Genomic DNA, 19284 nt, shown 5'->3' with positions numbered 1-19284 from the left:
ATGATTCCGATTACTTCCAGGCGTCCGTGATCGGAGCAGCCTTGGGCATTCCGTCGGCGAACAGCTCGTCCACGAGCGGCTGGTAGAACGTCGCCGGGTCGTTCTCGCGCATGTCGACCTCATCCACATTGGCCGGCGTGAACAGCGAGCCACCGGTCGAAACGAATCCTTCCGGAAGCTCCTCGCCGCGGGCGGCCATGGTGAGCATGCGCGCGGTGGTGTAGCCCATCAGCCACGTGTTGGCGGACTGGACGGCGGTGACCAGGCCGTCCTCCAGACCCGCCACACCCTCGGCGGTGAGTTCCATGGCGCCGAGAGCGAAGTCGTATCCGCGCTCTTTCTTCAGGCGGTACAGGCTCTGGCCATCGGGCTCGCAGGTGCCGGCGGCAAGGATGGCGTCGGGTTCGGCCGTCAGCGCAGACGACCACCGGTCCTGGTTCTCCTTGACCGAGGGGGCGGTGACGACCGTCACGACGTTGGCGTTGGGCAGCAGTTCCTCGACGGCGTCGACGAAACCCGCCAGCCGCAGGGCGACGGTTCCGGTCGTGTCGGCCGTGCACGGGCCGAGAAGCACGGTGCCGGTGCTGGATTCCGGAAGGCCCGCCTCCTTGATGGTCGCCTCCATGAGCGCCTTCGACTGGCCGCGGTCGTTGTAGCCGACCGTCGTCTTGACAGCGGCGGCGGCGGCGTCCTCCTCCGCGGAGGTGGGGCGCTCACTGAACGCGATGACCTTGCCGTCCAGCTGCTCGGCGGCATCCTTCATCGTGCGCACCCACAGGTCGGGGGGCTGCGGGGTGAAGCCGACCGCATCCGGCTGAGTCGCGAGAAGGTCGCGGATCTGCTTCTGGGCGATCTCAGCGTCGTAGGCGGGCGGTCCGGTGACGGTCAGGTCGACGTTGCCATCCTCCGCACCGAAGTCCTTCGCCCCTTGCATCTCCTCCTGGTAGTACTTCGCGGCCGTGTGCAGCACCGTCATAGCGACGACGACTTCCCCGTCGCCTCCGCCCGAGCCGGCCTCCGACCCGTTGTCGCTGGCGCAGCCGGCGAGGCCGGCGGTGAGCGTCAGAGCGGCAAGGCCGGCGAGAGTGCGCGTCGTCCTACCGAAGTTGTTCCTATTCATGCGTCTGAGTTCTCCTTTGACTCGTTCGTGCGTGATCTGGGGGAAGGCGTGTCGCCGATCAGCGGCGCCGTGCGTCGCGGCGACGCCGGAGCACCGCATCCGAGCAGACGGCGATGACCACCACGGCGCCCGTGACGAAGCTCGTCCAGTTCGGGTCGACGCGGAAGAAGACCATGCCGCTGTTGATCACCGCGACGATCAGTGCTCCGATGAGGGCTCCGGGCACGGTGCCTGTGCCTCCGCTGATCGCCGTTCCACCGATGATGGCCGCCGCGATCACCTGCATCTCGAAGCCCACCCCGACCGACGGGTCGGCGCCCTGGTAGTACGCCAGGCTCAGGATGCCGGCGACTCCGGCGAGACCGCCGGTGAGCATGAGCGCGTACAGCCGGATGCGCCGCGTGGGGATCCCGGAGAACTCCGCCGCCTGGTAGTTCGAGCCGCTGGCGCGAACCATGGCGCCGAAGCGCGTCTTCTTAAAGATGAAGGTGAGGATGACGCCGAGGAGGAGCGCCGCCCACGCCGCGGCGGGCAGCCCCAGCACGTTCTCGCCGAGCACGCTGAAAAAGCTCGAATCCAGCGGCAACCCCGTGGCGGGGCTTCCCCCGGTGATCACCTGGACCAGACCGCGATACGCCGTGAACGTGCCCAGCGTGATGATGATCACCGGCACGCGGAAGATGTTCGCGAGGAGGCCGTTGATCGCGCCCAGACCGATCGCGACCACAATGGCCAGTCCCGCCGCGATCCACGGGTCGATCGACGTCATCCACTCCGCCGCGAGGATGATCGCCACGGCGTAGGTGCCGCCGACGGACAGGTCGATCTCGGTCATCGCCAGCAGGAACACCATCCCGTAGGCGGTGATTGCGACGAGGCACGCGGTGCGGAGCGTGGCCAGCAGGACGTCCTCATCGAGGAAGCGGGGCTGAAACGCACCGATGATCAGGACCAGCGCCAGCAGGGCGAGCAGCGGACCGAGCTCGTCGAACGACAAGAGCCGGCGCAGCGTCGTCTGCTGTCGGTCACGGCCGAAGGGCGCGTCGGTGCGGACAGTCGGCAACGTGTCGGTCGGTGCCGCTGTAGTACCTCGAGTCTGATCCATCTCTCCCTCGATCTCGTACGCCGTTGTTACGAGCGGGTCCCACTCATGACTTCATAGTATACGAATCCCCTATGAGTCGTCAAAGCGGGGTTCATATACTCCAAGCGGTTAGTACACCTATAAGCTCCATGATATCCGGGCGTGCATTCTTCGCACCTGACGTGAAAGTGATTGTGGCATGCATAACATTTCTGATCGCGACGGCGCGGTTGGCGGCGGCCTCGACGACCTCTCGAGCGACTCTCCTCACGAGACCGTGAGCGGTGTGTCCGTCTTCCATGTCGGCTTGACAGTGAGCGACCTGGACGCGGCGATCGACTTCTTCACCTCCTGCTTCGGGATGGAACTCGTCCACGTGCAGGTGCAGGACAACGCCTACTCGCGTCTTCTCGTCGGCGAGCCCGAGGCTCGATTCCGGATCGCTCAGTTGCGTTTCACGGATGGCCCGCGGCCCAGGAGCGGCCACGTCGTCGAGCTCATCTCCTATGACGAGCCCGAACTCGCGCCGCTCGCCCTGCGGAACCCCCAGCCCGGCGCGATGCATCTGGCTTTTCTCGTGCCCGACATCCGTCCGGTCTTCGCCCGCGTCACGGCGCGGGGCGCGATCCCCCTTTCGGAGCCTGTCGCGATCACCGCGGGGATAAATGCCGGCGGCTGGGCGTGCTACCTGAGGGGCCCCGATGGCATCACCATCGAACTCCTGCAGCGCCCATCCGCGCGCGCCGAGAGCCGCACGGTCTGAGGCGGGGAGGGGACGCCGCATGGGTGATGCGACAGCCCCGAAGACGGGCGCGGAGAAGACCGTCTCCGCTGGGGCAGAGGCTGACCACGATGAATGAATTTCTCGTGCGCATGGAGGTGCAGATCCCCGAGTGGGTCTCGCCATCCGAGGTGCACCATCTCCGGCGGCGAGTTCGCGAGTCCCTCGCCGCGCTGGCGGGGCAGGGCTCCCTGCTGCGCGTGTGGGGCGTACCGAGTCGCTGGGTCACCTGGGGGTTGTGGCGCGCGAGGAACACGGCGGAACTGGATGCGATCTTGGCGACTCTGCCGCTGCGCTCCTTCACCGAGATCACCGTGCATGAGACGGAACGGCATCCCGCCGACGCCGGCACCGAGGTGGAAGCTTCTCGCCCCGTCCACCCCGCTGTCACGGCGGAGCGCTGAGCGCAAGCGCCCGTCCTGGTCAGCGCTGAGCCAGGGCCACGTCGTGCCGGTCTCGGGCCAGGGCCGGCCTGTCGACGCCGGGCGCGGCTGCGGCGAGCATCATGAGCTTCTCGGCATCGCAGTAACAGCGGACCCGGGCGAATGGCTGCGTGTTTCCCATGAGGAGCAATAACGTTCTGCGGCTCGGACCTACTCCGGCCGTCACTGAGCCGGGCGCAGACCCCGAGGAGGTGGGCAACCGCTTCCGGGTGCTCACCTCCTCGGGCTGCGGGAGATCAGCTCTTGCCGATGCGCAGGCTGGTGATCAGCACGGCACCCACGAGGACGGCGATCGCACCCACGACGAAGGGCCCGCTGGCCGCCACGTTGTCTACGAGGAGGCCGCCGACCACACCGCCGACCGCCACTGAGACGTTGGAGGTCGTGACGATGAGGCCACCCACCTGCTCGAGGCGCGTCGGTTCCGCGCGCGCACCCCAGGTGAGCATCGCGGTCGGCGTGCCCCCGAACCCGATCCCCCACAGCACCGCACCGATGAACAGCCCGAGCGTCGATCCACCCAGCACCAGGGCCACGAGGAGTCCGAGACCGATCAGGGCCGGGAACAGGAGCACCGCGACACGCAGAGCGCGATCCGCCAGCGGTCCGGCCAGTGCCGCACCGACCAGGTTGGCGACACCGAAGATGCCCAGGAGCAGGGCGAGACCGCCGGCGTCGATTCCGGAGATGAACTCGGCCGCGGGGCGGATGTAGGTGAACCCACTGAAGTGGCCGCCGAAGATCAGGAGCATCGCGAGGAGCCCGGCGAGCATCGTGCCCGAACGCAGCACCCGACCGAGAGCACGAAGACCGTGACTCTGAGCAGGCGTCACGTGCGGAAGGCTCACCAACTGGGCGATGAGAGCGACAGCCGACACGACCGCGGCGAGCATGAACGAGCCGCGCCATCCCCAGAACTCGCCTAGCCACGCCCCGAGCGGAACCGCGATGACGGTGGCGAGCGCGACACCGGTGTTGATGATCGTCAGCGCGCGGCCCAGGTGGTCGGCACTCACGAGGTGAGCGGCCACGGCCGTGGCCAGTGCCCAGAATCCACCGAACGCCACGCCGAGGAGAATCCTCGACAGCATCACGAGTTCGAAGTTGGGCGCGATGGCCACCAGAAGGTCGGAGACGATTGCGAGAGCCGTCAGCACGATCATCACGCGGCGGCGATCGGCGCGCGGCAGGATCGCCGGGAGCAACAGAGCCGTCAACGCTGCGGCGAGGGCCGTCACCGTGACCATCTGCCCGGCGGTGCCCGTGGTGATTCCGAGGTCGTCGCTGATGCGGGGCAGCACGCTCGCCGGCAGGAACTCCGCCATGACGAACGAGAAGATCGCGACGCCGAGTGCGACGACGCCGCCCCACGCTGGCTTGTGCGGAGTCGACCGCTCGGTCGACAAGTTTGCGGTGGTCAACTTCTTCTCCTGAGTGTGAATAGGGTGGCGCGGGTTGCTGCCATCCACCGCTCGAACCGCACCCGGACGGGTTCGATTCCGCGGGAGAGGGGCCCTACTGAACCCCCGGGTACACGGGGAGCTGGTTGAGCCCGGGAGGCGCTCGTAGCTTGTCTTCTGCCCCACCCGGGCACGGAAACAGAAGAAGAAGGAAGCAACATGTCTGACATCGAGACCATGCGTCGCTGGTACGAGCGCTATATCGCGGACCTCAACGCCCACAAGTTCGACGGCATGGATGAGTTCATCAATGACACCACGACGCTGAACGGCGTACCGGCGACCCGTGATGTGCTCCTCACCGTGCAGAAGGCCGACGTGGAGGCGGTTCCCGACCTCCATTGGGAACTGCACGAACTGCTGTTCGACGGTGACCGTCTCGCCGCGCGCCTCACCAACACGGGCACTCCCGTAACGGAGTGGCTCGGCGTCCCGGCGACGGGAAAGTCGTTCTCCATCACGGAGTACGCCATCTACGAGGTGCGTGACGGCCGCTTCATCCACATGACGGCGCTCCACGACGCCGGCACCATGAAGCGGCAGCTCGCGGCCTGACAGCCGGAACCGGCATCGACGACCATGACCGTCACACTCATCACCGGCGGAGCTCGCGGCATCGGCCTCGAAACCGCCAAGCAGCTTCTGGGTGTGGGCCACACCGTTTACATCGGCGATCGCGACATCGCGGCGGGGGAAAGGGCAGCGGCCGACATCGGTGCGCGGTTCGTCCCGCTCGATGTCACCGACGACGCATCGGTGAACGCCGCCATCGCTACGATCTCGGCGGCCGAACCGCGCCTGGACGTCTTGGTGAACAACGCGGGGATCCACGGCGACGGGGTTGTCGATGCCGCCACGGCCCTCCGGGTCTTCGACACCAACGCGGTGGGCTGGGTGCGCGTGACGGAGGCGGCTCTGCCTCTCCTCCGTGCGTCCGCCCACCCCACCGTCGTCACTGTCTCCAGCAGCGCGGGGTCGTTCTGGGCGGTCACCAACCCGGAGCGACCGGAGTACGCGGTCGCACTGCCGTTGTACTCCGCATCCAAATCGGCCATCACGATGCTGACGGTGCAGTACGCGAAGGCCTATCCCGAGATCAAGTTCAACGCCGTGGAACCCGGCACGACCGCCACGGAGATGACGGCCGCCCTGCAGGTCGACGGGAGACCGGCTGCCGAAAGCGCGCGCGTTGTCGTCCGACTGGCGACCCTCGCTCCCGACGGCCCCACAGGGACCTTGCAGGACGACCACGGCATCTTGCCCTGGTAGTCAGCGGACACGCGTGAACCTGACGGAAACGCCCGGGAGAGAATCTCTTCCGGGCGTTTTCGCGTCGACTCACCGCGCGACGTGGTCAGACGGACGGGGAGACTTGTCTCTCCGACCATGCCTGTTGCAGCGCATCCGCCATGAGCTGGGTGGGCTGCACGCCGGCCACCCCGTACCGGCCGTCGATCACGAAGAAGGGGACGCTCGTGATCCCGTAGGCTCCGGCAGCCGCTTCGTCGGCGTGGACAGCGTCCACATACTCCCCCGCTTCGATGGACCGGACGGCGTCCGCGCGATCCAGGCCGAGTTCGTCGGCGATCTGCCCGAGCGTCTCGACGTCGGAGACGTTGCGACCCTGCGAGAAGTAGGCGACGAACAGCGCCTCCTCCGCCTCGGGCTGCTTCCCGCGCGCCTTGGCGTAGTGGATCAACTGGTGGGCCAGAGACGTGTTGGTGAGCAGGGCGGTGTCGAAGTTGATGTCGAGCCCGATGCTCCGGCCGCGCACCGTGACGCGCGCCAGAAGCGCGGTGGCCTCGCTCTCGCTCATCCCCTTGCTCTCGACGTTGAAGTCGAAGACCGACTGCGTCGGCCCGATCGGGAGGTCCGGCTGGAGCTCGAAGCTGTGGAACTCGACCTCGACCGCCCGGCCCTCGCCGAAGCCGGCGGCCTCGAACGAGCGAACCGCCTCCTCGAGACGACGCTTGCCGATGTAGCACCACGGGCACATCACGTCGGCCCAGACATCCACTTTTACTCGGCGATTGCCGCGCGATGCGGCGGTGAGTGAACTCACTTCTGTTCCTCTCAACGGACGATGCGTTGTGCGCGCTGCAGGTTTCGGACGAGGTCCTCGCGGCTCTGCCCATCCACGATGTGGCGCCACATCGGTGTGCCGGGGGAACTGCGCCAGGACTCGCTCAGCGGGCTGTCGTCGACGGCATCGAAACCGAGGTCGTCGTAGAAGCGCGTCAGGAGCTCGACGGCTTCCGGGTAATCGCTCGAGACGACCAGCGCCTTCCGGTCCGGGGCGCCGGCAGGCCGGGCCAGCCGCACGATGGCCGGCAGCGCGTCGCTGGGTACGCGGATCTGGAAACGCTCGTGGAACTGGATGTGACTGAACGCCTTGACGACCATCGATCGAGGCAGCTGCTCCTGACGCAACTCATGGATCGTCTTGAGGCCCGCGTCCACCTCCGGGTAGTTGCCGTCGCGCCAGACCATGTAGTTGTTGTTGTCGATGACGACCTTCCCTGCGAGTTCCTCGACCGGAAGGATGTCATTTGGCGTGTACGGGAAGGCCAGGAACGCGAAGTCCCCAGCGGCGGCGGCTTCTGCCGCGGTGGCGGCACGCGCCTGGGGGCCGAGCTCGGCGACGAGACCTCTGAGGGTCTGGGGTCCGCGCGAGTTGGCGATGACGACGTCATAGCCCGCCCTGATGGCGACGCGGGCGAGCGTGCTTCCCGCCTGGCCCGCGCCGAGAATTCCGATGGTCGTCATGGGTTCTCCTGGCGCCGGGCACGCAGAACCGCGCCCAGCGGGTTGTTCGGGTCGGTCATGGTACGAAAGTACGGCCCCCGCGGGGCAGTGGCTCCCCGGAGAGGGGGCCCTGTCTCCCCCCTGGATCCATCCGTAGGGCTTACGTAGTTGCACGGATGATCGGTTCGCCGCTGCGGGGGTGAATGGATGAGTGCTTCCCCCGGCTGATCTTCCTCCCCTTGCCCGCGCCCGCGCTCCGCGAAAGCGGGTGCGCACGGCCATCGCTGTCGCCGGCGCCGTCGTGGCCATCTCGTTGACAACCATGCCGGTGCCGGCCTTCGCGCTCACCCCCATCGGGCCGGCCGCGGCATCGGCGTCGGCCGAGGACGTGCCGTTTTACGTGGTCCAACCCGCCGTCAACGGCGAGCCGGAGTTCCTCTTCGCCATCGCTCAGCGTTTCCTGGGCGACGGAGAACGGTTCCGGGAGATCTTCGCCCTGAACGAGGGCCGCGTGCAGCCGGACGGCCTGGCGATGACCGACCCGGCCGTGCTGAACCCCGGATGGATCCTGCAGATGCCGCCCGACGCACGTGGCGACGGACTTCAGATGGGACCTCCGATCTCGGATTTCCAGCCGGACAGCCCACTCCCCCCAGCGACGTCCGAGGGGACGAATCCCGGCGGCGGTACGGATGCGGGCGAATCGATCCCGGCCGAGCGGCCCGGAGCGGCAGCATCCGACGCAGCCGTTGCTCCCGCCACTGTCGCCCTCATCGGGGGCCTCATCGCGGCCGCGCTCGTGGCGCTCGCCGCCGCCGCCTTCCTCGTGCTGCGGATGCGCCGTCGCCGGACGTCCGCCGCACGGGGCGTCACACTTCGGGCAGACCGTTCGTCTTCGTGGATCGTGGACAGTGCCTTGAAGATCCTCGTGGCCGCCTGCGCGCGCGAGGGCGTGCGCTTCCCGGGGCTGTACATGGTGACCGTGGACGACGGAGCCGTCCACCTCCTCCTGACCGCGCCCGCCGCCACCGCACCCATCGGGTGGACCGCCTCGGCCGACGGGCGAACGTGGACCACGTCGCTCGCGCACCTCCAGTCGCAGCCCGTCCCACCGGGCACCGATTCATCCTTCTCGCGCCTGGTCTCCCTGGGCATGACCGCGTCCGGAGGCGTGCTCCTGGACTTCTCGCGCGCCGGCGGGCCGGTCAGCATCGACGGGCCCGCCGCAGAGGTCGACGAGGTGATCGACGCGTGGGTCGCCGAGCTCACCACGAGCCCCTGGTCCGACCCCAATCAGCGGGTCGTCAGGGCCGGCGGACGCGAGGAGAACGCAGAGCGGAGCGTGGATTCCCTGCTCGCCCGACTCGAACAGGAGGGCAGCGGCATCGTCGTGCTGGAGAGCACCCCATCCCGCGCGCAGGCGGAGGTCTTGCGGAGCCTCTTCGGCTCTCCCGACTTCTCCTGGGTGGTGCTCGTCAAAGGCGGCTTCAGCGCAGCGCTATGGCGCTTCACCGTGCGCGACGGCCTGCTCACCAGCGGCTTGCTCCCCGACGTGCGCTACGCGGCAACGCGCAGCGCTCCCGAGCCGGCCCGCTCCTGATCCCCCCGACGGCCGGCCCCAGTCCGGCCCTGAAGAAAGAAGGCACACCATGGCCAACCTGAACGTCACGTACGACGAGATGAGGGATGCATCCACCCGTCTCAAGGCCGGTGAAGAGGAGATCAACGCGCGCCTCGCCCAGCTCAAGAGCCTCGTCGACAGCCTGGTCTCCGGAGGGTACGTCACCGACAAGTCATCGGTGGCCTTCGATCGGGGCTATTCCGAATTCACCGACGGTGCGAAGAAGACCATCTCCGGCCTGGACGGGATGAGCACCTACCTGACGAAGGCGGCCGAGCTGCTCCAGCAGACCGATAACGACCTCGCCAACGCCCTGCAGAAGAAGTAACCCCTTCCCCACCGCGGTTCCGCGCCCCCGGGCGCGGAACCGCGGTGCGTTCACCCGGAGCATCCCCCCATGCGCATCACCGCCACCCTTCGCGACCTCGATCGCCGTGCTCGCGACTTCCTCGTCGAGGTCGATGGCGACGCTTCCGTCCGCGACGTCCTTCGCCGAATGGGCGCCGACAGTGCCGCGGCCGCCGCGGGCGACGAGTCGGTCGTCATCGACGGGCGCTGGGTGGACCCGGCCCAGTCCCTGCAAGAGGCCGGGGTCCGCCAGGGTGCGATGATCACCGTCTCCCGAGAACCCGACGGCATGTCGCCCGTGGGCGACACCGGCCTCGTGGACATCGGACTGGCCGGGGGGCGGGGCAGCGGAAGGGTCGTGCGGCTCGGACCGGGTCGGCATGGGATCGGCGGGTCCCGCGCGCGCGGCGCCTATCTGCCGGGGCTGCCCGAGGCGGCACTGATCGTCGAGGTGGATGTGCGGATGCGGGTGCGGGTGCGCGCGGCCGGCGTCGGCGTGCGCGCCGCCCTCGGCGAGCGGATGCTGGACGACGATTTCGTCGACTGGCCATCGGGGACCGACATCCGCATCGGCGACCGGCTCGTGCAGTATCGACCTGCCACTCTCACCGACGCGGTCCTGGAGCCCTCGGAGGACGGAGCCGTGCGGGAGTTCCACCGCCCGCCTCGAGTGCGCTTCTCCGAGCCCGAGTCGACGTTCACGATCCCGTCGGCCCCGGCCGCGCAGAGCCGGAGTTCGTGGCCCTGGGTCGCCGCTTTCCTGCCGCTGGTGGGAGCCGTCGTCACCGCGGTGGCCTTCGGTTCGCCGATGTTCCTCCTCATCGCCGCGCTGACCCCGGTCGTCGCCTTCACCAACGCGTTCGTCGCCCGGCGGCAGGGACGCCGCACCCATGCCGAGCGGGCTGCCGACCATGCGGCGCTCGTCGCGCAGATCGAGTCCGATATCGAGCTGCGCCGTGCCGGAGAGCGCGCCGCCCTGCTCGAGACGGCGCCCAGCGCGGCCGACCTGTGGCCGATCGCCACGCGTCCGGCCGCACAGCTGTGGGCGAGGCGGCCCGGCGACGACGACCACCTCCTGATCCGCCTGGGCACCGCCGATATCGCCAGCCGGGTGGTCGTGGAGGACATGCGGGAGCCGCTCGAGCACCGCCGACGGCTTCCCGCGACGCTGCGCGATGTGCCCGCGACGATCCCCCTGGCGGTGTCGGGCGTCGTCGGCCTGGCGGGTTCGGCCGCAGGGGTGCGGTCGACCGCCGGATGGATCATCGCGCAGCTCGCCGTCCTGCAGAGCCCCCGCGACCTTCAGTTGTACGTGCTGACGGCAGGCGACCGGGAGCCGGACTGGGGCTGGACGGCGTGGCTTCCGCACGCGGTGCCGGCCCTCGGTCAGGACGCCCGCGCACTCATCGGCAACGACGCCGACACGATTGGCCGACGGGTCGCCGAGCTCGCGCAACTGGTCGCATCCCGCCAGGCGCAGGCGGCCGGCTCCTTCGGGAAGCCGGTTCGATTCACTCCGGATGTCCTCGTGGTGTGGGACGGCGCACGCCGGCTGCGCAGCTACCCAGGCGTGGCGGGCGTGCTGCGTGACGGCCCCAGCGTCGGGATCTACAGCGTCTGCGTGGACGATGACGAGCGCTCCCTGCCCGAAGAATGCACGGCCGTCGTCGCCATCGGATCCGACGCACGCGCGGTCATCCGGCGGTCATCCTTCCAGGCGGTGCGCGAAGTACGCCTCGACGGGATCGACCGCGACTGGTTCGAGGAGGTCGCTCGCGCGCTCGCATCCTTGCGCGACCCCGGCGACGAGGACGACGCGATTCCCGACGCCGCCCGGCTCACCGAGGTGATGGGTCTGGAACCCGTCCAATCGACCGACCTGCTGCGGCGGTGGTCGGGGGGCGCGCGCAGCACCCGCGCGGTCGTGGGCGTGTCACTGGACGGCCCCTTCTCCCTCGACCTGTCCGTCGACGGCCCGCACGGCCTCGTCGCCGGGACGACGGGGTCGGGCAAGTCCGAACTCCTCCAGTCGCTCGTGGCGAGCCTGGCCGTGAGCAACCGTCCGGACGGGATCAACTTCGTGCTGGTGGACTACAAGGGCGGCGCCGCATTCAAAGACGCCGTCCGGCTCCCCCACACCGTGGGGATGGTCACCGATCTCGACGCCCACCTGGTCGAGCGCGCCCTGACCTCCCTCGGGGCGGAACTCACCCGGCGCGAACACCTGCTCGCCGGCGTCGGAGCGAAGGACATCGAGGACTACATCGCCGACGGCCGCACCGACCCGCACCGCCCGCCCATGCCGCGGCTGCTCATCGTCATCGACGAGTTCGCCTCGATGGCCCGCGAACTCCCCGACTTCGTCACCGGCCTGGTCAACATCGCGCAGCGCGGACGCTCCCTCGGCATCCATCTCATCCTCGCGACCCAGCGGCCCGCCGGAGTGGTGTCGGCCGAGATCCGGGCCAACACCAACCTGCGCATCTCGCTGCGGGTCACCGACACCGCCGACAGCACCGATGTGATCAACGCGCCGGATGCGGCACGCATCCCCGCATCGCTGCCGGGGCGCGCCTACGTGCGCCTGGGCCACTCCTCCCTCATCCCGTTCCAGACCGCCCGGGTGGGCGGCCGCAGCCTCGGCGCCGGCGCCGCGCACCGGGCCGCGCCGTTCGTCGTCGAAGTGGGGTGGGACAGCGCCGGCTACCCCCTCCCGGCGCCGCCACGCACCGAGACCGAGGACGGCGAGAGCACCGACCTCTCCCGCCTCGTGGATGCGGCGAGAGACGCTGCCGAAGAGCTGGCACTGCCCCCGAACCATTCGCCCTGGCTCCCCGCGCTGCCCACCTCCGTCCTCCGAGCCGACCTGTCCGTCGGCGAGGCCGCGGCCGGCCGCACGGGCGGCGCTCGTCTGCCCGCCGTACCGTGGGCCCTCGCCGACCTGCCCGCACAGCAGGCGCAGCACCCTGTGAGCATCGATTTCGCCGACTTCGGCCATCTCTTCCTCGCCGGATCGGCCCGCAGTGGCCGATCCCAGGCGCTGCGTTCGATCGCGGGAGGCATCGCCGAACGCATCTCCAGCGCCGACGTGCACCTGTTCGGCGTGGATATGGGCAACGGCGCACTGCTTCCGCTGAGCCGCCTGCCGCACACGGGCGCCGTCGTCCAGCGCTCCGAGCGTGAGCGCATCACGCGCCTCTTCGATCGGCTGCAGGCCGAACTCACCCGCCGCCAGGATCTGCTGGGACGACTGGGAGTCGCCGACATCGGGGAGCAGCGCGCCCAGGCCGACGAGGCCGATCGACTGCCGCACCTGGTCCTGCTCGTCGACCGGTGGGAGAGCTTCATCAGCACGTTCGGCGACGCCGACGGCGGCGCTCTCGTGGAGACCGTGCTGGGGTTCCTGCGCGAAGGAGCCGGCGCGGGCCTGCATGTGGTCCTCGCCGGCGACCGCTCGCTGCTGTCAGGCCGGATCAGCGTTCTCACCGAGGACAAGTGGATGCTCCGCATGGCCGATCGCACGGATTACAGCCTGGGCGGCGTCAGCCCACGCGCGGTGCCGGAGGCGATGCCGGAAGGCCGCATGATCCGCGCCGGCTCCGGCCGTGAGGCGCAGGTCGCGCTCCTGGCGGCCGATGTCAGCGCCACGGGACAGGCGGTCGCGCTGACGGAGATCGCCATGCGAGCCCGCGAGCGCGACCGCGGCGTGCCGCGCGCTTCGCAGCCGCTGCGGATCGATCTGCTGCCCAGCTCGCTCACGTGGGAGGAGGCGACGTCCTACCCCCGCACCGAGCTGCACGCCGCCATGTGGTCGATGGTCGGCGTCGGCGGCGACGACCTCGCCGCAGTGGGACCGGACCTGGGCGGCGGCGCGCCGACCTTCCTCGTCGCGGGTCCGCCGCGCTCGGGACGGAGCAACGTGCTGGCCGTGATGACGCGCTCCCTCCTGGAAGGCGGGAGCGATGTCGTGCTGGTGTGTCCGCGCCGCTCCCCGCTCCCGGCGATGTTCGCGGACACCCCCGGCGTGCGCCGCATCTTCGAGCACGCCGAGGTCGAAGAATCCGAGCTCTCCGACGCACTCGCCCCCGGCGAGCGCCCCGTCGTCCTCGTCGTCGACGACGGAGAGAACACCCGTGACATGCCGGCCAAAGACTTCCTCCGCGCCTGGATCCGCGAGGCGGCGGGCGGGGACCGCGGGATCATCCTCGGGGGGAACGCGGCCGAGGTGGGCAGTGGGTTCTCCGGATGGCAGGTCGACATCCGCAACAACCAGCGCGGGGCGCTCCTCAGCCCCCGCACCATCCTCGACGGCGACCTTCTGGGCGTGCGGCTGCCCCGCTCCCTCACCGCTGCGCCGGTGGCGCCGGGCCGGGCCGTCGTGCACCTGGGGGGCGGGATGCTGCAGACCGTCCAGGTACCCCGCCTCCTGGACTGACCCTTCCGACCCGTAGAAAGGCACCATCATGGCCAATCTCATCGTCGATGGCACTCTCGACGACACCAACCGCGACCTCAAAGCGATCCGCGAGGAGTTCACCAACGCGGGCAAGAACGCCGACCAGAACGCCGGCATCTGGGGCCAGCGCGACGTGAGCCGCGCCATGGATGAATTCGCCGACAACTGGCGGGTGCACCGCGACAAGATCATGGAACGCCTGGGCAAGTTCAGCGACCGCGTCGATCAGGCGTGCAGCGTATGGAGCGACGCGGACAAGCAGCTGGCCAGCAGCATCGAGACCGAGGTGTCCCGTGGCTGAGCGTCCAGGGCCGTGGGACCTGCTGGGACGGGACGGCGACCCGGTCGTCGCGGATGTCGTGGCCATCGACGAGCGCGTGTCGTATTTCCGCTCCCTCGCGGAGTCGATGCGGGAGCAGGGCGACCGTCTCGCGCGGATCGCATCCGGCGAGTCACTCAGGGGCGCCTACGCCGACGAGCTGCGCGGCTCCGCCGAGCAGGTGTCCAAGGATCTGACCCAGGTGGTGGGCCGTTACGAAGCGGTGGTCACCGCGCTCACCCGGTTCCGTCCGGCCGTGGATGTGGCGCTGAGGGGATCCAGCGCCGCGCTGGACGACGCGATCGACGCGAGCGGGGCCTCCCGGCAGGCGGAGTCGGTGCCGGAGACCGTCGCCCAACCGGGTGCCGACCTGACGCCGGAGCAGGAGCAGGCGAACGCCGACCGGACAGCGGCGGTGGAGGCCGCTGCGGGCCGGGTCGCGGCCGCGAAGGCGAAGCTGAACGACGTGCTCGCACGGTTCGACGAAGCCGGCGCAGAGGCCGCGCGCGTGGTGCGCGGCGGGTTCGACGACGGACTCAAGGACAGCTGGGTCGACCGCTTCGTGGCGGGGTTCAAGAAGTTCTTGAAGATCCTCGTGAAGGTGCTCACGTACATCGGGATGGCGTTGGCCGTGCTCGCCGTGATCATTCCCGGGGTGGGCCCCCTCATCCTCGCCGGGGCGGTCATCGGCGCAGTGGCCCTGGTCGCCGAGGTCGCGCTCACGCTGATGGGCGACGGGTCGTGGCTGGACCTCGGGCTGGCGATCGCGGGCATACTGACCTTCGGCGCCGCGAAGGCGTTCGCGCCGGCGGTGAAGTCGGCGTTCGGTCCCGCGATGCAGTCGATCCGCGGGGCGGGGCGCGGTGTCCGACCCTCCACGAACCCATCGAGAGGTGCCCCGGATCAGAGGCGGATCGCGGACAACAACCCACGGCCCAACGAGCACATAACCTCCATCCGCGACCGCACCTTCTGCGGCGACCCGATCGACGTCGCCACGGGTGCGGTGGCACTGGAGCAGGAGGATGTGTCGTTGCCGGGCGTGCTGCCACTGGTGATCACCCGCACGCACCTCTCCTCCTACCGCGCAGGCCGCGTGTTCGGACCCACGTGGGCGTCGACACTGGACGAGCGCATCGAGGTCGAGGCGGATGGGCTGCACCTGGCGCTGGCCGACGGGACCCTCTTGCGCTACCCCGTTCCGGCGGCCGGCGAATCGGTGCTCCCCGATACCGGCCCGTACCTGGCGTTGCGCAGGGCGGGCGCCGGCTTCCTCATCGGGGATCCGCAGTCCGACGTGATCCGCTACTTCGCCGGCGGTACCGACGACGTCACGCTCCCGTTGCGCGCGATCCTGGACGGCGCCGGCAACCGCCTCATCCTGCATCTCGAGAACGGAATGCCGGTGGCGATGGAGCATTCCGGCGGTTACCGGGTCGAGATCGACACCACCGACGACCTGGTCACCGCCTTGCGCGTCGCCGGTTCGCCGACTCCGCTCGCGGAATATCGCTACGACTCCGAGCGGAGACTCGTTCAGGTCGTCGGCGCGCTCGGCACACCGCAGACGTTCTCCTACGACGACGAAGGCAGACTCGTGCGGTGGGAGGACGTCAACGGCCGCTGGTACCGCTACCTGTACGACGCCGAAGGTCGTTGCGTCCGCGCGGAAGGCGCCGGCGGCTACCTGACCACCGAGCTGGCGTACGACACCGAGCGCCGCGTCACCACGGTCACCGACTCGCTCGGCGGCGCCACGCGCTACCGGCTCGACGAGTGGATGCGGGTCATCGGCCGATCCGACCCCCTGGGCGGTGCCTCGAGCGCGGAGCGGGACTCGTTCGGGCGGGTGCTGGCCGAGACGGACGAGCTCGGCAACGTCACCCGCTGGGACTACGACATGATCGGCAACATCACCGCGGTGACGCGCGCCGACGGCAGCAGAATCCTCACCGAGTACACCGCGGCCGGCCGCCCTGCAGTGGTGGAGGGGCCGGACGGCGCGCAGTGGCACTACGAGTACGACGAGAACGGAAGTCTCGTCCGCGCCGTTGATCCCACCGGGGCGGCCACCGCCTACACCTACGACGCGGCCACGGGCGCCGTGAACTCCGTGACCGATCCCCTCGGCGCCGTGACCTTGATCCGCTCCGACACCGCCGGTCTCCCGCTCATCGTCGTCGAGCCGGACGGGGGCGAATGGCGCTACACGTATGACGGGCTCGGGAACGCCACGAGTGCGACCGATCCGCTCGGGAACACCACCCTGATGGTGCGCGACGTCACCGGCGACCCCCTGGAGGTTCGCGACGCTGACGGCGCCCTCGAACGGTTCGCGGCGAGCGCCCGCGGGAGCTTCGAGGAGCGCACCGATCAGCGCGGCAGTGTCTGGCGCACCGACTATGCGCACTTCGACCTTCCGGTCGGCGACCGCGGCCCCGACGGGGGCATCCGCACCTACGGCTACGACACCGAGTTGCGGATGACCTCGATCACGGATGAGCGCGGCCTGACCTGGCAGTACGAGTTCGACGGCGCCGGGCGGCTGGTGGCCGAGACCGACTACAACGGCCGCGTCCTGCGCTACGGCTACGACGCTGCCGGGCAACTGGTGCGCCGCACCAATGGCGCCGGGCAGACCATCACTCTCGAACGCGACCGCCTGGGACGGGTCATCCGGCGGAGCAGCGAGGATGAGGTCGCGGTCTTCGCCTACGACGCCGCCGACCGGATGGTGTCGGCGACCAACGAGCACTGCGAAGTCCGGTTCACCTACGACCCGCTCGGGCGCGTGGTGTCCGAGTCGATCAACGGACGCGTCCTCACGTCGGTTTTCGACGCCCTCGGCCGTCGCATCAGCCGCCGGACGCCCACGGGAGCAGAGTCGGTCGTCTCCTACGGCACAACCGGGAGGCCTATGGAGATCAGCACCGGCGGGCGCTCGCTGCGATTCGGCTACGACGCGGCCGGCAACGAACGGACGCGGGCGTTGGTCGGGGACGCCGGCCCGGTGGCCGAAGTTCGCCAGGACTGGACGCCCACGGGGCAGTTGGCGGCGCAGACGGTTCTGCGCGGCACTGACACCCTCCAGCGGCGGGAATTCCGCTACCTGCCCGACGGCCTCCTCGCTGGCGTGGAGGACATGATCTCCGGGGCGCGCACGCTGGAGGTCGACGCTCGCGGACGCGTCCGCTCCGTGCTCGGCGACGAGTGGCGCGAACGCTACGACTACGACCCCGCCGGCGCGGTCACCACCGCCGCGGTGTCCGCTGCGCCGGAGGCAGCCGGTCCCCGCCGCTACAGCGGGAGCGTGCTGACCGCCGCGGGCTCAACCACCTACACGCACGACGGAGAGGGGCGCGTCCTCACCCGCGAACGTGATGGGCAGCGCTGGACCTACGCGTGGAGCGCGGAGAGCCGACTCATCGGCGTTCGAACGCCCGACGGCACCGAGTGGCGCTACCGCTACGACCCCCTCGGTAGGCGAATCGCGAAACAGCGACTGGATGCCGCCACGGGCGCGGTCGTCGATGACGTCGGGTTCGCGTGGGACGGGCAACTTCTCGCGGAACAGATCGACACGGCGCCGGGCCGGTCGACGGTGGCCACGATGTGGGATTACACCTCCGACGCGGAGCTTCCGCTCACGCAGATCGAGCGTTCCCTCGATGCGCCGGGCGACGTCCGCTTCCACGCCATCGTGTCGGACCAGATCGGCGCGCCCGCCGAACTACTCGCCGACACCGGGGCGCTGACGGGACGCCTGCGCACCACGTTGTGGGGCGCGACCACCTCCGTCAGCGAGGGCGCCACCACACCGCTGCGATTCCCGGGCCAGTACTACGACGCCGAGACAGGCCTGCACTACAACCGGCACCGCTACTACGATCCCGAGACCGGCCGCTACCTCTCCCACGACCCGCTGGGCCTCACGCCGGCGCCGGACTCGCTGGCCTACGTCGACAACCCGACCGCGATGATCGACCCCCTCGGCCTCGCCGCGGATCGGGCCACACCGTGCGCGGTGCCCAGCAGCCGCGTTTCCCCGTACGGCAATGGGCGCCCGGGGCCGTCTACGCGCACCCGGAAGTACCCCGAAAGCACCTACGGCGACAAGGACGCCGAGCGCAAGCGCCTCAACACGGAGCACCGCTTCACCATTCATGGCAAACGCACGCACCAGTCCGAGCACGTCGCGGGATACGACGTCTTGGCGGACAACGGGAGGAAGAAGCTCCCACGCTCGGACGCGGCGAGTAAGCCACTCGAGAACAACGCCTACGCCTATTACGAGGACTTCGCCAGCCACCGATTCCACCCCGGAACCGGAAGCGGCAAAAAGGTGCACGAATCCGGCTTCACCAGCGGCAACGTCCGGCAGACCCCGAACACCACGCCTGACGACGCACTGGGATACGACAGCCGGGTCGGGTCCTATCGCAACGCGCAGCGCAACGCGATCGAGGAGAACGATCCGAGCACAGCAACGCAGCTCAACCAGCTCGGATACGCCCACGACCCGCGTTTCCGGAACCCGCAGGGCGCCGGTGCGCAGCAGCAACTGACCATTGCCGACGACTCTTACCACAAGATGGTCGACGATATGCGGGACGGCGGTCAAGGCATCCGGTACAACGCTGAGCCCGGCGCCGCGACCCCCCCGGGCGGACAACGAGTGCCGGGGACGGACCAGGTGACGACGCGACCCGCCGACAAATGGGATGCGGCGGAGATGCACGCCGCACGCGACGCGGCGCGGACAGGCGAGTGGCCGACGTCACCGGATTACGGCCGCTTGTACAAGGATCCCACCCCCGCCGACTGGGACGCGCTCGAACGCGGGGAATTCGATCGCCCGGGGCCGACCAGCCCGGGCGGTGCGATGGACATGGGCGTGTGAGGGCTGA

15 protein-coding genes are annotated in these 19284 nt (G+C 69.5%); 9 read left to right on the top strand and 6 right to left on the bottom strand.

All coding sequences use genetic code 11. From position 1 onward, the window contains the following. Positions 1–10: 10 nt before the first annotated feature. Together AC2DGY_RS02320 and AC2DGY_RS02315 are read right to left on the bottom strand one after the other, a co-directional pair. Positions 11–1120: a sugar ABC transporter substrate-binding protein gene (locus AC2DGY_RS02320; RefSeq protein ID WP_484508087.1), complete on the bottom strand. Its 1110-nt coding sequence runs from the start codon at positions 1118–1120 to the stop codon at positions 11–13. 58 nt (positions 1121–1178) lie between these two features. Further along, the gene (locus AC2DGY_RS02315; RefSeq protein WP_484508086.1) at positions 1179–2225 is read right to left on the bottom strand and encodes an ABC transporter permease; all 1047 of its coding nucleotides are present in this window, start codon (positions 2223–2225) and stop codon (positions 1179–1181) included. A 178-nt stretch (positions 2226–2403) separates the two neighbouring features. Here AC2DGY_RS02315 and AC2DGY_RS02310 point away from each other — a divergent pair, with 178 nt between their 5' ends. Both AC2DGY_RS02310 and AC2DGY_RS02305 read left to right on the top strand, forming a co-directional pair. Then, the gene (locus tag AC2DGY_RS02310) at positions 2404–2967 is read left to right on the top strand and encodes a VOC family protein (protein ID WP_484508085.1); all 564 of its coding nucleotides are present in this window, start codon (positions 2404–2406) and stop codon (positions 2965–2967) included. Between the two features lie 89 nt (positions 2968–3056). Then, positions 3057–3389, top strand: a complete 333-nt coding sequence (locus AC2DGY_RS02305) for a muconolactone Delta-isomerase family protein (RefSeq protein ID WP_484508084.1) — start codon at positions 3057–3059, stop codon at positions 3387–3389. 19 nt (positions 3390–3408) lie between these two features. On the opposite strand, the gene AC2DGY_RS02300 is transcribed toward AC2DGY_RS02305, so the two are convergent. Then, positions 3409–3549, bottom strand: a complete 141-nt coding sequence (locus AC2DGY_RS02300; RefSeq protein WP_484508083.1) for a hypothetical protein — start codon at positions 3547–3549, stop codon at positions 3409–3411. 115 nt (positions 3550–3664) lie between these two features. After that, positions 3665–4849 carry an MFS transporter gene (locus AC2DGY_RS02295; RefSeq protein WP_484508082.1) on the bottom strand — a complete coding sequence of 395 codons (1185 nt, stop codon included), beginning with the start codon at positions 4847–4849 and terminating at the stop codon, positions 3665–3667. Positions 4850–5047: 198 nt separating this feature from the next. Here AC2DGY_RS02295 and AC2DGY_RS02290 point away from each other — a divergent pair, with 198 nt between their 5' ends. Beyond that, the gene (locus AC2DGY_RS02290) at positions 5048–5443 is read left to right on the top strand and encodes an ester cyclase (protein ID WP_484508081.1); all 396 of its coding nucleotides are present in this window, start codon (positions 5048–5050) and stop codon (positions 5441–5443) included. A 24-nt stretch (positions 5444–5467) separates the two neighbouring features. Then, positions 5468–6157, top strand: coding sequence for an SDR family NAD(P)-dependent oxidoreductase (locus AC2DGY_RS02285; protein WP_484508080.1), 690 nt, complete (start codon positions 5468–5470; stop codon positions 6155–6157). Between the two features lie 85 nt (positions 6158–6242). Here the strand turns inward: AC2DGY_RS02285 and AC2DGY_RS02280 are convergent, their stop codons facing one another. Further along, positions 6243–6950: a DsbA family oxidoreductase gene (locus AC2DGY_RS02280; protein WP_484508079.1), complete on the bottom strand. Its 708-nt coding sequence runs from the start codon at positions 6948–6950 to the stop codon at positions 6243–6245. A gap of 11 nt (positions 6951–6961) precedes the next feature. Beyond that, positions 6962–7654: an NADPH-dependent F420 reductase gene (locus AC2DGY_RS02275; protein ID WP_484508078.1), complete on the bottom strand. Its 693-nt coding sequence runs from the start codon at positions 7652–7654 to the stop codon at positions 6962–6964. A gap of 247 nt (positions 7655–7901) precedes the next feature. On the opposite strand from AC2DGY_RS02275, the gene AC2DGY_RS02270 reads away from it, so the two are divergent. The 5 genes from AC2DGY_RS02270 to AC2DGY_RS02250 all read left to right on the top strand — a co-directional run bounded on the left by AC2DGY_RS02270 (position 7902) and on the right by AC2DGY_RS02250 (position 19277). Further along, on the top strand, positions 7902–9233 hold the full coding sequence (locus tag AC2DGY_RS02270) for a LysM peptidoglycan-binding domain-containing protein (protein ID WP_484508077.1): 1332 nt from the start codon (positions 7902–7904) through the stop codon (positions 9231–9233). A 49-nt stretch (positions 9234–9282) separates the two neighbouring features. Further along, positions 9283–9582, top strand: coding sequence for a WXG100 family type VII secretion target (locus AC2DGY_RS02265; RefSeq protein WP_484508076.1), 300 nt, complete (start codon positions 9283–9285; stop codon positions 9580–9582). Between the two features lie 69 nt (positions 9583–9651). Further along, positions 9652–14037 (top strand): FtsK/SpoIIIE domain-containing protein, encoded by a 4386-nt coding sequence (locus AC2DGY_RS02260; RefSeq protein ID WP_484508075.1) that lies wholly within the window; start codon positions 9652–9654, stop codon positions 14035–14037. A gap of 28 nt (positions 14038–14065) precedes the next feature. Further along, on the top strand, positions 14066–14359 hold the full coding sequence (locus tag AC2DGY_RS02255) for a hypothetical protein (protein WP_484508074.1): 294 nt from the start codon (positions 14066–14068) through the stop codon (positions 14357–14359). Next, positions 14352–19277: an RHS repeat-associated core domain-containing protein gene (locus AC2DGY_RS02250; RefSeq protein WP_484508073.1), complete on the top strand. Its 4926-nt coding sequence runs from the start codon at positions 14352–14354 to the stop codon at positions 19275–19277. The genes AC2DGY_RS02255 and AC2DGY_RS02250 overlap by 8 nt, the downstream gene beginning before the upstream one ends. Positions 19278–19284: the final 7 nt, after the last annotated feature.

Source organism: Microbacterium sp. Z6_144 (assembly GCF_057197625.1).
Note: the sequence above shows the minus strand (reverse complement) of the source record. Positions and strands in the feature narration are given on the sequence as shown.

What these genes read in the sequence shown, in the direction of transcription:
- AC2DGY_RS02320 (WP_484508087.1), bottom strand. Translation starts at nt 1,120, where the DNA reads ATGAATAGGAACAACTTCGGTAGGACGACGCGCACTCTCGCCGGCCTT.
- AC2DGY_RS02315 (WP_484508086.1), bottom strand. Translation starts at nt 2,225, where the DNA reads ATGGATCAGACTCGAGGTACTACAGCGGCACCGACCGACACGTTGCCG.
- AC2DGY_RS02310 (WP_484508085.1), top strand. Translation starts at nt 2,404, where the DNA reads ATGCATAACATTTCTGATCGCGACGGCGCGGTTGGCGGCGGCCTCGAC.
- AC2DGY_RS02305 (WP_484508084.1), top strand. Translation starts at nt 3,057, where the DNA reads ATGAATGAATTTCTCGTGCGCATGGAGGTGCAGATCCCCGAGTGGGTC.
- AC2DGY_RS02300 (WP_484508083.1), bottom strand. Translation starts at nt 3,549, where the DNA reads ATGGGAAACACGCAGCCATTCGCCCGGGTCCGCTGTTACTGCGATGCC.
- AC2DGY_RS02290 (WP_484508081.1), top strand. Translation starts at nt 5,048, where the DNA reads ATGTCTGACATCGAGACCATGCGTCGCTGGTACGAGCGCTATATCGCG.
- AC2DGY_RS02285 (WP_484508080.1), top strand. Translation starts at nt 5,468, where the DNA reads ATGACCGTCACACTCATCACCGGCGGAGCTCGCGGCATCGGCCTCGAA.
- AC2DGY_RS02275 (WP_484508078.1), bottom strand. Translation starts at nt 7,654, where the DNA reads ATGACGACCATCGGAATTCTCGGCGCGGGCCAGGCGGGAAGCACGCTC.
- AC2DGY_RS02265 (WP_484508076.1), top strand. Translation starts at nt 9,283, where the DNA reads ATGGCCAACCTGAACGTCACGTACGACGAGATGAGGGATGCATCCACC.
- AC2DGY_RS02260 (WP_484508075.1), top strand. Translation starts at nt 9,652, where the DNA reads ATGCGCATCACCGCCACCCTTCGCGACCTCGATCGCCGTGCTCGCGAC.
- AC2DGY_RS02255 (WP_484508074.1), top strand. Translation starts at nt 14,066, where the DNA reads ATGGCCAATCTCATCGTCGATGGCACTCTCGACGACACCAACCGCGAC.